This is a genomic window from Mesorhizobium sp. LCM 4577 (assembly GCF_001854795.2).
Taxonomy (GTDB): domain Bacteria; phylum Pseudomonadota; class Alphaproteobacteria; order Rhizobiales; family Rhizobiaceae; genus Mesorhizobium; species Mesorhizobium plurifarium.
On the sequence record NZ_MDDU01000023.1, the window covers coordinates 31,218 to 44,345 of the forward strand.

Here is a 13,128-nt window from a genome sequence, read left to right on the forward strand (position 1 = left end):
GGACGACTAGGCATGCAATATGTCTTCGAGACCTTCCTGGAGCAGCTTTCGGAAAGCGTCGATGAGACGGATTTCCGTAACGCGATGGCGCGTGCTGCCGCGGCATTCGATCTCGTCAAATTCGCCTATCTGTGGCTGCCGCCACAGGCGCCGGGAAAGCCAAGGCTGATCTCGAACTATCCGCCTCGCTGGACCGCTCATTACCTGAGCAACCATTATCACGCCATCGATCCGGTGATCGCGCGGGCGCAGGGCTGCCAATGCCCGTTTCTGTGGGGGCTTCACTACAGCCGAACCGGCCTGTCGGATTTCGAGCGGAAGCTCTTCGACGAGGCGGCCGCGTTCGGCATACGCTGCGGTTTGACAATCCCGATCCTCGACAAGCGGGGCAACGTCGCCGCCATGAGCTTTGCCGCCGACGGGCTCGATCCGGCGCTTCTGCGGGTGGCCGAGCGCTACCAAGAGGCGTTTCGCTTCATGGCGACATGCTTTCATATCTGCGTCCGCCGCAAGCTCTCGGCCGATCGGGTGGTCAACGGCGTGCAGCTGACGCCGCGCGAATATGAATGCCTGGAATGGGCCGCGCAGGGCAAATCCGCACGCGATATCGCCTCGATTGTTGGCATCAGGCGCCGCACCGCCTCTTTTCACCTGGAGAACGCCATAAGGAAGCTTGGGGTGCGCACCCGCATGCAGGCCGTGGCGCAATTCTCAGCCGCCAGAACGGGCCTCGGCTAACCAGGCACCTGTACCGCTGTACAGGCTGCTTCGGCCTGACGCCTGGCCTCCAATGGCAGGGTCAATCCTGCCAGGAGGCCGATAATTATGCTGCAGCTCATTGCTCCCGAATGGTACGGCGATTTCGCCGACGAGCTCCACGAAATGCACCGTCTGCGCCACCGTGTCTTCAAGGAGCGGCTGGACTGGGACGTCGACACCAGCGGCGGCTACGAGATCGATAGCTTCGACGCGCTGAAACCCCACTATCTGCTGCTGCGCGGCTCGATCGGCGGCGTCGACGGCTGCGTCCGCCTGCTCGCCTCGACCGGGCCGACCATGCTTGGCGATATCTTTCCAGCCCTGCTGGACGGACAGCCGACGCCGCAGGATCCAAGAATCTGGGAAAGCAGTCGTTTCGCGCTCGACCTGCCGCCGTCGGCCGCCAAGGGAGCAGGCGGCATCGCTGTCGGCACCTACGTGCTCTTCGCAGGCATGATCGAGTTCGGCCTGTGGCGAGGTCTCGACCGCATCGTCACCGTCACCGACCTGCGCATGGAGCGCATCCTGCGCCGGGCCGATTGGCCGCTCGAGCGGCTCGGCGAGCCGCGCGCGATCGGCCCCACCCGAGCCTTGGCCGGCTACCTCGAGGTCTCAAGCGAGCGCCTCGATGCCGTTCGCCGTAATGGCGGTCTTGCCGGTCCGGTGCTGTGGGCGCCGGTCAATCCACGAGGCCGCACGATGGCTTCGCTTCATGCTTCGGGCGGAGATACCTGATGAGCCTGCCAGAACCTGAAGCCGCCCGGCCGGACTGGCGCGATGAGCGGTCATATGACTACACTCTCGAGCTGACGCGGCGCGGCTGGGCCTGGGAATTCCTGCGGCGCAATCCGGCCTTCCGGCATGATCTGTCCCACGCATTGGAACGGGCGAGCTTCGTCGATCAGCGGCCGTCGCTCGACGTCATTGTCTTCTCCGCCGACCTGTCGCGCTGGGGGCTTTTGTTTCGCATCCTCTATGCATCGTGACGCAGCCACGTTCTGGTGTCCGAGCCGATGCGCTCAGGTGTTGCCGGTCGTCGCCGAACGGGTGTCCTCCTCGCCGGCGATGCCGGCGTTCGAAGCGGCGCGTCTGCCCTGCCGTGCGAGTGTGCTCAGGCTGGTTGACGGCTCTGAGCATCTTCTGCTGCATAGCGCCGGCCGGCAGCTGCAGCTCGCCGTTTTTGGGCAGAGTATCCTCGGCCCCGTTCTGCTGCGCACCGATGCGGTCTGGCCGGCCGGTGAGTGGCGGCAACGCCTCTGGGCGCTCAACTGCTTCAATAGCCTCGTTGCAGGGGGACGCTTGCCGAAAAGACTGTTTGCGCCGGAAGCGCGCGGTCGTCGCCTGCGCTTTGTCCTGCGGGCTCTTGACGGCTCAGTTGCGGGCGCCTCGTACCGAGACATCGCCGAAGCGCTGATTGGTCAGACGCGGGTGCGGGCCGACTGGACGGATCCTCGCGACCATCTGCGCGATCGCATCCGACGTGCCGTGACACGGGCTCGCGTGCTCATGAATGGCGCCTATCTCGACTTTCTTGCCTGACGCGTCTCGCGACACATGAATGCGTCAGCTGGTGAACAACTCCCTGTAGCCCGTCGTTACCATCCAGTTCGCCCGGTCGAGGTGGCTGCGGGCCGCATTGCGGGCGCGTTCTGGTTCGCGCTCCGGATCGATGCCGAGGATCAGATCGGCCATCTCCTCGTAGCTGGCGTCATCGGCGGCGGCATCCAGCAAGCGCATATAGATGGTGAAGTGCTCCTTGTCGTAAGCCGTGAGGCTGTCCGACCATGGCGCTTCATCCGCTACCGGCACGGTCGAGTGAGGCTGCAACATCGCTGATTCCATCTCCAAGAGCGGTCTCGCAAAACCCGTCCGCGAGTGGATTGAGACGCTTGGTGTGGAATACATATTATAGTTGATAAACTCAAGGAGCCTGATCCGCTGACTTCACTCGCATGGACATGCGTCAGTTGGTCGGTCGGAATGTGATCAGCATCAGGCTGAAGAAAGGTCTGACGCAGGAACAGCTCGCCGAAGTTTCCGGTTTCAGCCAGCAGTATATCAGCGGTCTGGAGAAGGGCCGCCGCAATCCGACGATCGTCACCATCTATGAACTGGCATTGGCGCTTGGCGTCAGCCACATGGATCTGGTTCGTCCCGACAAATAATCGATCTTAGCGCGCAAATTGCCGGGCACCTGCGCGCCTGAAGGCGCGCATCGGGTGCTCGTGAACCGAGCCCGCTTGTCTTCGCGTCGCTCAGGCGGTCTCGGCCATTCGGCTTCGCCCCCTGGCGCGGGCAGCCCTTGCGGGCTGTGCCGGTCGCCGCCCCAGGGGCGGCGTTGTTTTTTGATTTGGCCTTCCCGGCGGCGCGGTGTGGGCGGCTCTCCCTTCTAGGCCCGCCGCGGCGGCCCGCAACCCTCCGCTCGCGCTCCGGGTCCTCCACTTGCGTTCCGGTCCTTCGGATGCCGGCCACCTATGACGGCGGGCCTTTCCGGTCGTTTTTCGCCGCCCACCCCGCTTTGCGGGGAAGGGCGCGGCGAGATTGGCGAGCGGAGATCAAGTCATGCGCAAAACCGGCAAACATAGTGCTAGCGGAGAAGTTGGCGGCAACAGCAGCGAGCCGCTTAAGCGCAGCCTTTATTCCGAGATCACAGACCGCATCATCGCCGATCTGGAGCGCGGTTGCGTGCCATGGGTGAAGCCTTGGGGCAGCGCCAAGGCCAGCCTTGGCCTGCCGAAGAATGYCGCCACGGGGCGCGGCTATTCCGGCATCAACATCCTGATCCTGTGGGGCGCTGTCATCGAACACGGCTATGCCGGCCAGAACTGGCTCACCTTCCGGCAGGCGCTTTCCCTTGGCGGCAATGTCCGCAAAGGCGAGCACGGCACGACCATCGTGCATGCCGATCGCTTCATCCCGAAAAACGAGAAGGAACGCGCCAAGGCGCAAGATACCGAGCCGCAGGCGGTGCCGTTTCTCAAGCGCTTCACCGTCTTCAATGTCGCGCAGTGCGAGGGCCTGCCCGAAGAGCTTTACAGCCAGCCCGAGCCGCTGCCCGAACGCCACATCATCCCGCATGCCGAGGCGCTTGTTCGCAAAACCGGTGCCGATATCCGCATCGGCGGCGACCGCGCCTTTTACATGCCGTCCGCCGATTTTGTTCAACTGCCGCCGCAACCGGCGTTCTTCGAGCAGATCAACTATTACCGAACCTGCTTCCACGAGCTTGGCCACTGGACCGGGCACCMAACGCGGCTTGCGCGTGACCTCTCCGGCTCGTTCGGCACCAAGGCCTATGCCCGCGAGGAACTGGTCGCAGAGATCACGGCTGCCTTTACCTGCTCGAGCCTCGGCATCGAGCCGACCGTGCGTCACGCCGACTATATCGCCTCATGGCTCGAGGTGCTGCGCGAGGACAACCGCGCCATTTTCCGCGCTGCCAGCCTTGCCTCGAAAGCCGCCGATTTCCTGCTGGCCTTCCAGACGGATGCCGAAACCAAGGTGCGGGAAGGGAACGCGGCATGAGCGCTCCCGATCCCGTTGCGCTGCAGAGCGAGCCGGCGCCGGAAGGCGAGCAGATGCTCAATTTCGGCCTCTTCGATGAAGCCAAACGAAACCAGCTCGACCTGTTCTGACAAGGAAGCTTTGCCATGATCCTGATCACCGACGAATTGCGCGCCCGCCTGCTCGCCAATGGCGCCGCCGAAATCGAAACCGACCATGTTCCGGTCATCAAACTGTTCAATCCGGTCGGCGCCGCGACTTGGCTTCTGAGCGAACTCGACGCTGACGGCGACACGCTGTTCGGGCTTTGCGATCTCGGCTTCGGCTTCCCGGAACTCGGCAGCGTCAGCCTCGCCGAACTGCAAGCCGTCAAGGGACCGCTTGGCCTCGGCCTCGAGCGCGATCTCTATTTTCGTGCGCGGTTTCCGCTCTCGGTCTACTCGCAAGCCGCCCGGATTGCCGGCCACATTACCGAAGCCGAGCGGCTTTTGCAGCAGGCCGCCGCCGCTCTCGAAATCCCCACTCCCGAGCTTCCGCCAGACCGGGCGGAATGACCGCGCCGCCAGGCGCAAACACCCCGCCGCTCGGCCTGCGGCCTCGCGGTGGGGCTTTTAAAAGCCCAGTACAAAGGAGAAAGACCCATGCAGCTTGCCCATGTTTCCGTCGACCAGTTGAGCGTTTCGGCCAACAACATGCGTCATTCAAAGCGCGCACCAGACATATCCGACATCCTGCCGTCGGTCAGGGCGCGCGGCGTGCTCGTGCCGCTTCTGATCCGGCCCAATGGCACGCCGGACAGCTTCGAAATCGTCGCCGGGCGCCGGCGCTATTTCGCAGCCAAGACGGTCGCCGACGAGCGCGGCGAGGCCGAACCGCTGCCCTGCGCCATCATGGAGGATGGCGACGACGCCGACGCGCTGGAGGCTTCGCTCATCGAGAACATCGCCCGCCTCGACCCTGATGAAGTCTCGCAGTGGGAGACCTTCACGCGCCTGATCAAGGAGGGCAGGGGCATCGCCGACATTGCCGCCACCTTCGGCCTCACCGAGCCTCAGGTGAAGCGCATTCTGGCGCTCGGCGACCTGTTGCCGAAGATACGCGAAGCCTACCGCCGCGAGGAAATCGACACGGAGACGGTGCGCCATCTCACCATGGCTTCCAAGGCGCAGCAGAAGGACTGGCTGGCGCTTTTTTGCGATCCCGACAACCGAGCCCCGCGCGGCTGGCAATTGAAGCAATGGCTGTTCGGCGGCCAGTCGATCTCGACCAAGGTAGCGCTGTTTCCAATCGATGACTATGGCGGCCTGATCGTGACTGACCTGTTCGGCGAGGACAGTTTTTTCGCCGATGCGGACCTCTTCTGGCACAAGCAGAACGAGGCCATCGCAGCCAAGCGTGACGCCTATATCGAAGCCGGCTGGCCCGAGGTGGTCGCGCTCGAACCCGGCCAGTATTTCCATTCGTGGGACTACGAAAAGACCCCGAAGAAGAAGGGCGGAAAGGTGATCATCACCGTCTCGCAGCGCGGCGAGGTGGAATGCCATGAGGGCTATCTGTCGCGCAAGCAAGCGCGCCGCGTCCGCGCAGAAGGCGAGTCTGGTGAGGACGCCGAGCCGCGTGCCAAACCGTCGCGTCCCGAGTTGAGCGGGCCGATGCAGAACTATGTCGATCTGCACCGTCACGCCGCCGTGCGCACCGCCTTGCTCGATCATCCGGGCGTCGCGCTACGCCTGATGGTGGCGCATGCCGTTGTCGGCTCGAGCCTGTGGCAGGTGCGTCCCGAGCCGCAGCGCGCGGCCAACGAAACGGTGGCCGCCAGCATCGCCGCTTGTAAGGCCGAAGCCGCGTTTGCCGAGAAGCAACGCGAGGTTCTGACCCTGCTCGGTTCTGTCGATGAGGATGGTCCGGTGACCGGTGGCAATGGCGACGACTTCGCGCTGGCCAGCGTCTTCGCCCGTCTGCTGGCACTCCCTAACGACGATGTCTTGCGCGTTCTGGCGCTGGTCATGGCCGAGACGCTTTGCACGGGCAGCGCGATTGTCGAAGCGCTCGGCAATCATCTTGGCCTCGACATGCGCGGCCATTGGCAGGCCGACGATGCCTTCTTCGAGCTGTTGCGCGACAAGCAAGTCGCCACCGAAATCCTCGCCGATGTCGGCGGCAGGCTCGTCGCCGATGGCAATGCTTCGGAGAAGGTGAAGACGCAAAAGAAGATCATTCGCGACTTCCTCTGCGGCGAAAACGGCAGGCAAAAAGTCGACGGCTGGCTGCCGCGCTGGATGGCATTCCCGGTATCGGGCTACACCAACCGTGGCGGTTTGCGAACCGCCGATCAGTGGGCGAAGGTCCAGACGCTGTTCGTGTCAGAATGATCCTCGCATGGCGGGCGGCGACGTTTTGTGGCGTCGCCGCTCGTGCGCCAACCGGGCAGCATTTATCCTCGGCAAAGTCTCCTCTCGACCGCAGCGCCGGTCCGGTTTCAGCCGCGCGCACCGGCCGACGCAATTTCGAAAACACCCGGCCCGGTGGTGGCAATCTGGCGCTTTCAGCCTGGCACGATAGCGCTGGCACGGCGCTGGATCGTCCGCAAACCTGTCCTCGGCCAACTTCCGCCTGGCAACCGCGACCGCGTCTTGGCGACATCTCCTTTTGCTTGTCGCCGGGGACCATTCCCCTGCCGCTGGCTTGATGACCTATGGGCGGATCCGGCCCGCCCGAAACCCTCGGCCAGCAGCTTTTTTCCCCGCCGCCTGCGGCGGCTCCTCGCGCCCGCTTCGCTTCAAAAAAGCTGCCTGCTCGGGTCCTGCGCTGCCGCTGCGGCCCTGCGGGTTCAGCCGGCCCAGACGCGCCCATCACGGTCCGCCATCGCAGGGGAATGGTCCCCGGCGACAAGCAAAAGGAGACTTTCAAATGACCGCGATCGGATACGTTACCAAGCAGGACAATGGCAGCTACAAGGGCCAGCTCAAGACGCTCAGCGTCCGCGCCGAGATCGCCATCGTGCCCAACCAGACAAAGACCTCCGACACCCATCCCGACTTTAGGGTGCTCACGCAAGGCGTCGAGGTCGGCGCCGGCTGGATCAGGATCGGCGAGGCATCCGGCAAGGACTATGTGAGCCTGTCGATCGCAGCACCGGAGTTCGGCCCGAGAAAACTCTACGCCAATCTCGGCCGCGCCGCCGGCCAGGATGACGACGACACCTTCGCCATCATCTGGAACCCGGCCGACTGACGCAACGGGCCCCCGCGCCACCGGCGCGGGGGCTCTTTCAGCCGAACTAAGCCAGCCCGCAGGGGCGGCGAAAACTCGCCGTTGACTCTTCGCCCGTCCCGCAAGCGCTTTTCCTTGCCGATCCTCTCCGCCGCCTTCAGCCGACAAAACGAGGATCATCATGGACGACGAAAACGAACGCGCCGCCCGCGCCAAGAAGGGCAGTCCCTTCCTCAACACAGCGCAGGCCGCCTTCTATATCGGGCTGTCGCAACGCACCTTGGAAAAGATGCGGCTCAAGGGCCACGGCCCAAAATTCCGCAAGCACGGCCGCTTCGTCCGCTACCACATAGACGAGCTCGACGATTGGTCGAAAGGCCAGCCGAAGGGCTCCGATGCCGATGACAATCGCGGAGGCCGGCCATGATCGCGCGGCCTTCTCTTCATCTGATCGGCAGCCGTTTGCGGCGCGTTCGCGCGCGCAGGACGCTTGCCGCGGCAAGCATCGGCCTTGGCCTGATCGGCTTCACCGCTTTCGTCAGGCCGACGCCCGTACTGGTCTGGAATGCCTCAGCCAGCGCGCCAATCGGGCTCTATGGCCTTGCCCTTGGTGCCGCTCGCGCCGGCGATTTCGTGCTTGTCCGCTTGCCCAAAATGGCCGCTTACCTCGCCGACCAACGCGGCTATCTGCCTCGCAACGTGCCGCTGGTGAAGCGTATCGCCGCACTGCCGCATGAGCATGTCTGCGCCTTCAATGACGCCATCATCATCGGCGGCGAGATCGTCACACGCCGCGTTCCGGTCGACACGCAAGGCCGAACCTTGCCTTGGTGGAACGAATGCCGGGCACTCACCGGCGACGAAGTTTTCCTGATCAATGGCGAGGCTCCCGGCTCCTTCGACAGCCGGTATTTCGGGCCGGTGCCGGCCGCCAATATCGTTGGGAGGCTCGTGCCGCTATGGACCGAGTGACCCTCCTGATTTTGGGCATGGTGTCGATTGCACCATGCGCCTGTTCCGCCGCGACCGGCGCTGAGCCGGCCCTCATCTCCCAAGGTCCGCAGCTGACAAGATGGCAAGAGTTCGTTGCCGAGGCAAGCCAGCGCTTCAGTGTTCCACAGTCCTGGATTTATGCCGTCATGAATGCCGAAAGCCGTGGGCAGACCATGCTCAACGGTCGGCCGATCACTTCACGAGCCGGTGCGATTGGGCTGATGCAGGTGATGCCCGGCACCTATGAGGAACTGCACGTCGAGCATGATCTCGGAGCCGATCCGCACGATCCGCGCGACAATATTCTGGCCGGTACAGCCTATCTGCGCGCCATGTATGATCGCTTCGGCTTCCCTGGGCTGTTCGCAGCCTACAACGCCGGACCGGATCGATATGAGGCGCATCTGGAACGCGGGAAGCCGCTGCCGAGAGAGACAGTCTTATATCTGAAACAGCTTAAGGCGGCGGGTGTTTCGGCGGCCGCCATGGATCAGTTCAAGAGCAAATCTCGGCCGCCAAAAGCGCCGAAAATCTCCTTGGGGCGCGAATTGTTTTTCCTGAGGGATGGAGTTTCGGCAGGCGGTTCGAGTGGCGGAATTCTGGTGCCGCTCGGGTCTCAGCCAGGTGGGTCAGCGCGGCCGGACGGCAGATGAGGGCAAGGTGCCGGGGCGGGGCGGGTGGGGGCGAGGGGCTGGGTTGAGGGAAGGCAAGATAAAGGCACCGCCTCCGAGAGGCGGCTAAGTCTTTGTCTGCACATCGTTTCTCCCGGAGGCTCCATCCAGCGCCTGGAGGGTATCTCACGCAAGTCTTTGATTTGGCTGCAAATCCGCAAGAGGCTCCGATGCAGGATGATGAATTCAGGCCGAGGCTCGGCAGGATCGGATCGCGCGGTTCGAAGGCCGGCAAACGCTATGCCGGTCAGCTCCGCGCCGCGATCAACCGCGCCGGCGGCAAGGCCACGCGTGGTGGCCGCTTCACCGGAAGCCGCATGGGGCGCGGTGGCGCCGCTGCCGCGGTCCTCAGATCGCGCGATCGCCATGCGGCTTTTCGGCAGCGCCGTGTCGTCGTTAAGGCGCGCCTCGTCAAGCTGGTCGGCAAGGGGATCGACGGAGCGCGTGCGCACCTGCGCTATCTCCAGCGCGATGGCGTCACTCGGCAAGGGGAGCCCGGCGAGCTCTACGGTGCCGACAGTGACCGCGTCGATGGCAAGGCGTTCATCGATCGTGCCGCCGGTGACAGGCACCAGTTCCGCTTCATCGTCGCACCCGAAGACGGCATCGAGTACAGCGATCTCAAACGACTCACGCGGCGGCTGATGGCGCAGATGCAAGAGGACCTCGGCACCAGGCTCGACTGGGTCGCCGTCGACCATTTCAACACCGGCCATCCGCACACGCACATCATCGTTCGCGGCAAGGACGACCGCGGCGAGAATCTCGTCATCGCGCGCGACTACATCTCCTCCGGTTTACGGGAGCGCGCGGCTGAGCTGGTCAGCCTCGATCTTGGCCCGCGCACCGATCGCGAGATCGAGCAGCGCCTGCGCCGGGAGATGGAGCAGGAACGCTTAACCAGTGTCGACCGGCAACTGCTGCGAATGCGCGATAGCGARGGGCTTGTTGCGCCGGACGGACGGGATGCTTTTCGCCAGACACTGCATCAGGGCCGCCTTCGCAAGCTTGAGCGAATGGGTCTTGCAGCGGAGGTCGGCTCCGGCCGCTGGCGCCTGGACGATGAGCTCGAAGCAACGCTGCGTCGCTTGGCCGAGCGCGGCGATGTCATCAAGACGATGCATCGCGAATTGACGAGCAAGGGACTCGCGCGCAGTGCCGCCGACGTGCTCGTCCACGACGCAGGACAGAATACCGAGCCTGTTGTCGGCCGCGTGGTCGCGCGCGGGCTGGCAGACGAAATCAATGACCGGCACTATCTTATCGTCGACGGCATTGACGGCAAAAGCCACTACATTGACATCGGCAAAGGCGAGGCCACTGAACCGATGCCCGACGGCTGTATCGTCCGTGTCATGCCTCGGAACACCGAGCCCAGACAGATCGACCGGGCTATCGCCGACATCGCCGCGGCGAATGGCGGGCACTACAACATCGATATTCATCTGAGGCAGGACCCTTCCGTGACCGAACGCTTCGCCGAAACGCATGTCCGAAGGCTAGAGGCGATCCGGCGAGTAACGGGCGGCGTCGAGCGCCAGCCGGACGGCACCTGGATCATTGGGCCAGACCATCTGGAGCGCGTTGCGCACTACGAGGGTCAGCGGGCGAGGGCCGAGCCCGTTGTCCTCGACAAGCTGTCGTCAATGCCGCTGGAGAAGCAGGTCGGTTTCGACGGCGCCACCTGGCTGGACCGAGAATTGGTTTCCAATGAACCGGCGCCGTTGCGCGACTCCGGCTTTGGCCGCGAGGTGCGGGAAGCGCAAACCCGGCGGCAGCAGTGGCTCGTTGCTCAAGGAGTCGCGCACGAAGAGCAGGGCCGGATCGTCTATCGCGCAGATATGATTTCGATATTGCGTCAGCGTGAGCTGAACCGGATTGCCGGCCAGCTTTCGAGCGAGCTCGGGCTCTCGTATTTCGACGTGAAGCCTGGAGATCGGTTGGAAGGCAAGATGCTCCGGTCGGTCGAGCTCGCCAGCGGGAAATACGCCGTCATTGAAAAGTCGCGTGAGTTCACTCTCGTGCCGTGGCGGCCAGTGCTTGACCGACATGTCGGAAAGGAGATCTCCGGGATCATGGGCGGGGAGGGGATTTCATGGACCATCGGTCGGCAAAGAAGCGGGCCGAGTGTTTCGTGACCTAATTGCACGAGACGCCGGCTGCGGTTGTCAACAGGGTGCAGTCAGGGGAAGAAGTTAGCCGACTGATCTAATTAGACCGGATCTACGCCTAGGTAAACGACTGATAAGGCAACATTATCATTCGTTTTGTCGCGCCGACAAGCTGTGCGTTTTGCGGCGAAAATCATCGCCAAAACCGCACGGCCGCCTTACCCTCCAAACACATGATTCGCCTCGATCCGCAAACGCCAGTCACGCTACGCCGCCGGCCGTTCCGGCTTGGGCGCTCGCAAACGGCAGCGCGCCGAGCGACGGCGACGCCGCCTTCCAGGCCGGCGCCGCGTTGGCTGTGCTTGACACGCTTGCCCGCGCGCAACCCAGCTGGGCCTGCGCCTGGCGCCAGCGGCTGGTGTTCAACTGCGCCGCCGCCAGCATGCGGCTCGCCGGCCGCGCCGAGGATGAAGCCGCCTTGCGCGATGCCTGGCAGCTTTGCCCTGCCGGCACCGCTCCCGGTCCCGCCGGCGCCATTTTTGGCGCCTGGCGCCAGCTGGCGCTGCAGCCGCCGGCGGTCAGCGCCGATCGGCTGGCAAAAGTGGCCGAGATGCTCGGGCTCGCCTGCGACGACGAGGCGCTAGCCGACCTGTGCACGCAGATCGAGCACGTGGCGGCGGCGCGGCGGCCGGCGCCGTTCGCCGCGGCGGCGATCGCCGCCCGCGTCGTCGCCATGCGGCCCGATGCCGAGATGTTCGCATGGTGGCTGGCCGATCTGGTGCTGGCGCAAAGCCTGCGCTGGCCGCGGCCGCTGCCGCTGTTGATGACCCAGGCTTTTGGCCCGGCCTTCCGCACCGAGGGTGGCGGCGGCAAGCGGATCCGACCGGGCGAAAAAGGTTTCGAGCGCGCGGTCTGCGTCGCGTTGGTGCAAGCGGCGGCGGAGGCCTGTCGGTTGGCCGCCGAGTTGTCGCGCCGCGCCGAAAAACTCCTGGCGGTTGCGCCAAGACTGCGCGCGAAAGGCGCCGGCGACGTGATTTTCTTGCTCCTGAATGAAGATGCCGTCGCGGGATCGCTGACGACCAAAAACCTGTCGCGCTTTGCGGCGCGGCGCCTGTTCGAGCGCCTGCACCAGCTCGATGTCGTGCGCGAGTTGTCGGGCCGAACCAGCTTTCGGCTGTTTGGGCTCTAGCGATGGCCGAGGCCGCCCGATCCGAACGCCCGGGGGGCAAGGATGAAGTCCAGCGACTGCTGGTCGACACCGAGCTTGAGCACCTGCCGCCAGAACTGCGCTGGCGCGAGTGGATGGGCCGGGTCGATGCAGTAATTTTGCCGCCAGCGAGCCGGTGCCGCGCGAGGTGCTGGCGCGCGCCGTCGGCAAAAGCTGCAATCTCGAGCTGGTCATCGACGACATTCGCGCCGAAGTCTGCGTATTCCGATGAAGCCGGCCACCGATTCCGATTTGAAGCCGGCCAGTCATTCCGATTTCATTCCGGCCACCATTCCGATTTGARGCCGGACGTTTTTCGGTCTGATCCTGGGTCTCGYTGATGTTTGGGTTGGGTTTTGTTTCAGGTCAAGCTTCGGTGTTTTCGGAAGCGACTAGCGGGCGCTGTTTTCGCATGCTTTCACCGGTGAGATCGATGCGGTAGGCGTTGTGAACGAGGCGATCCAGGATGGCATCGGCAAGAGTCGGGTTTGCAATAATCTCCCACCAGCGATCCACGGGCACCTGACTTGTGACGATGGTTGAGCGTCGCTCGTAGCGGTCCTCAATGATCTCCAGGAGATCGCGACGTTGGTCGTCATTGAGCTTTTCCGGTCCCCAATCATCGAGGATCAGCAGGTCGGTCCTAGCAAGAGATTTGAGGATCCTGCCG

16 protein-coding genes and 1 pseudogene are annotated in these 13,128 nt (G+C 64.0%); 15 read left to right on the plus strand and 2 right to left on the minus strand.

The window, feature by feature from the left end:
- The first annotated feature begins 12 nt into the window (after positions 1-12).
- The 4 genes from LCM4577_RS21465 to LCM4577_RS21480 all read left to right on the plus strand — a co-directional run bounded on the left by LCM4577_RS21465 (position 13) and on the right by LCM4577_RS21480 (position 2,298).
- Positions 13-738, plus strand: coding sequence for a LuxR family transcriptional regulator (locus tag LCM4577_RS21465; RefSeq protein WP_071073330.1), 726 nt, complete (start codon positions 13-15; stop codon positions 736-738).
- An 87-nt stretch (positions 739-825) separates the two neighbouring features.
- Complete coding sequence (locus LCM4577_RS21470; protein WP_071073332.1) at positions 826-1,494, plus strand: acyl-homoserine-lactone synthase; 669 nt, start codon at positions 826-828, stop codon at positions 1,492-1,494.
- Positions 1,494-1,745, plus strand: coding sequence for a transcriptional regulator domain-containing protein (locus tag LCM4577_RS21475; protein WP_071073334.1), 252 nt, complete (start codon positions 1,494-1,496; stop codon positions 1,743-1,745). Before LCM4577_RS21470 ends, LCM4577_RS21475 begins: the two co-directional genes overlap by 1 nt.
- Positions 1,746-1,782: 37 nt before the next feature.
- Positions 1,783-2,298 (plus strand): DUF2285 domain-containing protein, encoded by a 516-nt coding sequence (locus LCM4577_RS21480; RefSeq protein ID WP_244508399.1) that lies wholly within the window; start codon positions 1,783-1,785, stop codon positions 2,296-2,298.
- Between the two features lie 24 nt (positions 2,299-2,322).
- On the opposite strand, the gene LCM4577_RS21485 is transcribed toward LCM4577_RS21480, so the two are convergent.
- The gene (locus LCM4577_RS21485) at positions 2,323-2,589 is read right to left on the minus strand and encodes a DNA -binding domain-containing protein (RefSeq protein ID WP_071073338.1); all 267 of its coding nucleotides are present in this window, start codon (positions 2,587-2,589) and stop codon (positions 2,323-2,325) included.
- Between the two features lie 122 nt (positions 2,590-2,711).
- Here LCM4577_RS21485 and LCM4577_RS21490 point away from each other — a divergent pair, with 122 nt between their 5' ends.
- The 11 genes and pseudogenes from LCM4577_RS21490 to LCM4577_RS21540 all read left to right on the plus strand — a co-directional run.
- Complete coding sequence (locus LCM4577_RS21490; RefSeq protein ID WP_040972971.1) at positions 2,712-2,924, plus strand: helix-turn-helix transcriptional regulator; 213 nt, start codon at positions 2,712-2,714, stop codon at positions 2,922-2,924.
- A 397-nt stretch (positions 2,925-3,321) separates the two neighbouring features.
- Positions 3,322-4,284: an ArdC family protein gene (locus tag LCM4577_RS21495; protein WP_071073340.1), complete on the plus strand. Its 963-nt coding sequence runs from the start codon at positions 3,322-3,324 to the stop codon at positions 4,282-4,284.
- A gap of 125 nt (positions 4,285-4,409) precedes the next feature.
- Complete coding sequence (locus LCM4577_RS21500) at positions 4,410-4,817, plus strand: DUF2958 domain-containing protein (protein ID WP_071073342.1); 408 nt, start codon at positions 4,410-4,412, stop codon at positions 4,815-4,817.
- 87 nt (positions 4,818-4,904) lie between these two features.
- Positions 4,905-6,635: a ParB/RepB/Spo0J family partition protein gene (locus LCM4577_RS21505; protein ID WP_071073344.1), complete on the plus strand. Its 1,731-nt coding sequence runs from the start codon at positions 4,905-4,907 to the stop codon at positions 6,633-6,635.
- Between the two features lie 538 nt (positions 6,636-7,173).
- Positions 7,174-7,497 (plus strand): DUF736 family protein, encoded by a 324-nt coding sequence (locus LCM4577_RS21510; RefSeq protein ID WP_071073346.1) that lies wholly within the window; start codon positions 7,174-7,176, stop codon positions 7,495-7,497.
- Positions 7,498-7,657: 160 nt separating this feature from the next.
- Entirely contained in the window at positions 7,658-7,903 is a 246-nt protein-coding gene (locus LCM4577_RS21515; RefSeq protein ID WP_071073348.1) for an AlpA family transcriptional regulator, read from the plus strand.
- Positions 7,900-8,448, plus strand: a complete 549-nt coding sequence (locus tag LCM4577_RS21520; RefSeq protein ID WP_071073350.1) for a S26 family signal peptidase — start codon at positions 7,900-7,902, stop codon at positions 8,446-8,448. Before LCM4577_RS21515 ends, LCM4577_RS21520 begins: the two co-directional genes overlap by 4 nt.
- Positions 8,436-9,122, plus strand: coding sequence for a lytic transglycosylase domain-containing protein (locus tag LCM4577_RS21525; protein ID WP_071073352.1), 687 nt, complete (start codon positions 8,436-8,438; stop codon positions 9,120-9,122). The genes LCM4577_RS21520 and LCM4577_RS21525 overlap by 13 nt, the downstream gene beginning before the upstream one ends.
- A 188-nt stretch (positions 9,123-9,310) precedes the next feature.
- Complete coding sequence (gene rlxS, locus LCM4577_RS21530; RefSeq protein WP_042643620.1) at positions 9,311-11,278, plus strand: relaxase/mobilization nuclease RlxS; 1,968 nt, start codon at positions 9,311-9,313, stop codon at positions 11,276-11,278.
- 154 nt (positions 11,279-11,432) lie between these two features.
- On the plus strand, positions 11,433-12,440 hold the full coding sequence (locus LCM4577_RS21535; RefSeq protein ID WP_244508400.1) for a DUF1403 family protein: 1,008 nt from the start codon (positions 11,433-11,435) through the stop codon (positions 12,438-12,440).
- Between the two features lie 2 nt (positions 12,441-12,442).
- A pseudogene (locus tag LCM4577_RS21540) lies at positions 12,443-12,675 on the plus strand (segregation and condensation protein B); the annotation flags it as partial.
- A gap of 149 nt (positions 12,676-12,824) precedes the next feature.
- On the opposite strand, the gene LCM4577_RS21545 reads toward LCM4577_RS21540, so the two are convergent.
- On the minus strand, positions 12,825-13,128 hold a 304-nt coding region (locus tag LCM4577_RS21545; protein ID WP_198541070.1), incomplete at its 5' end, for an ATP-binding protein.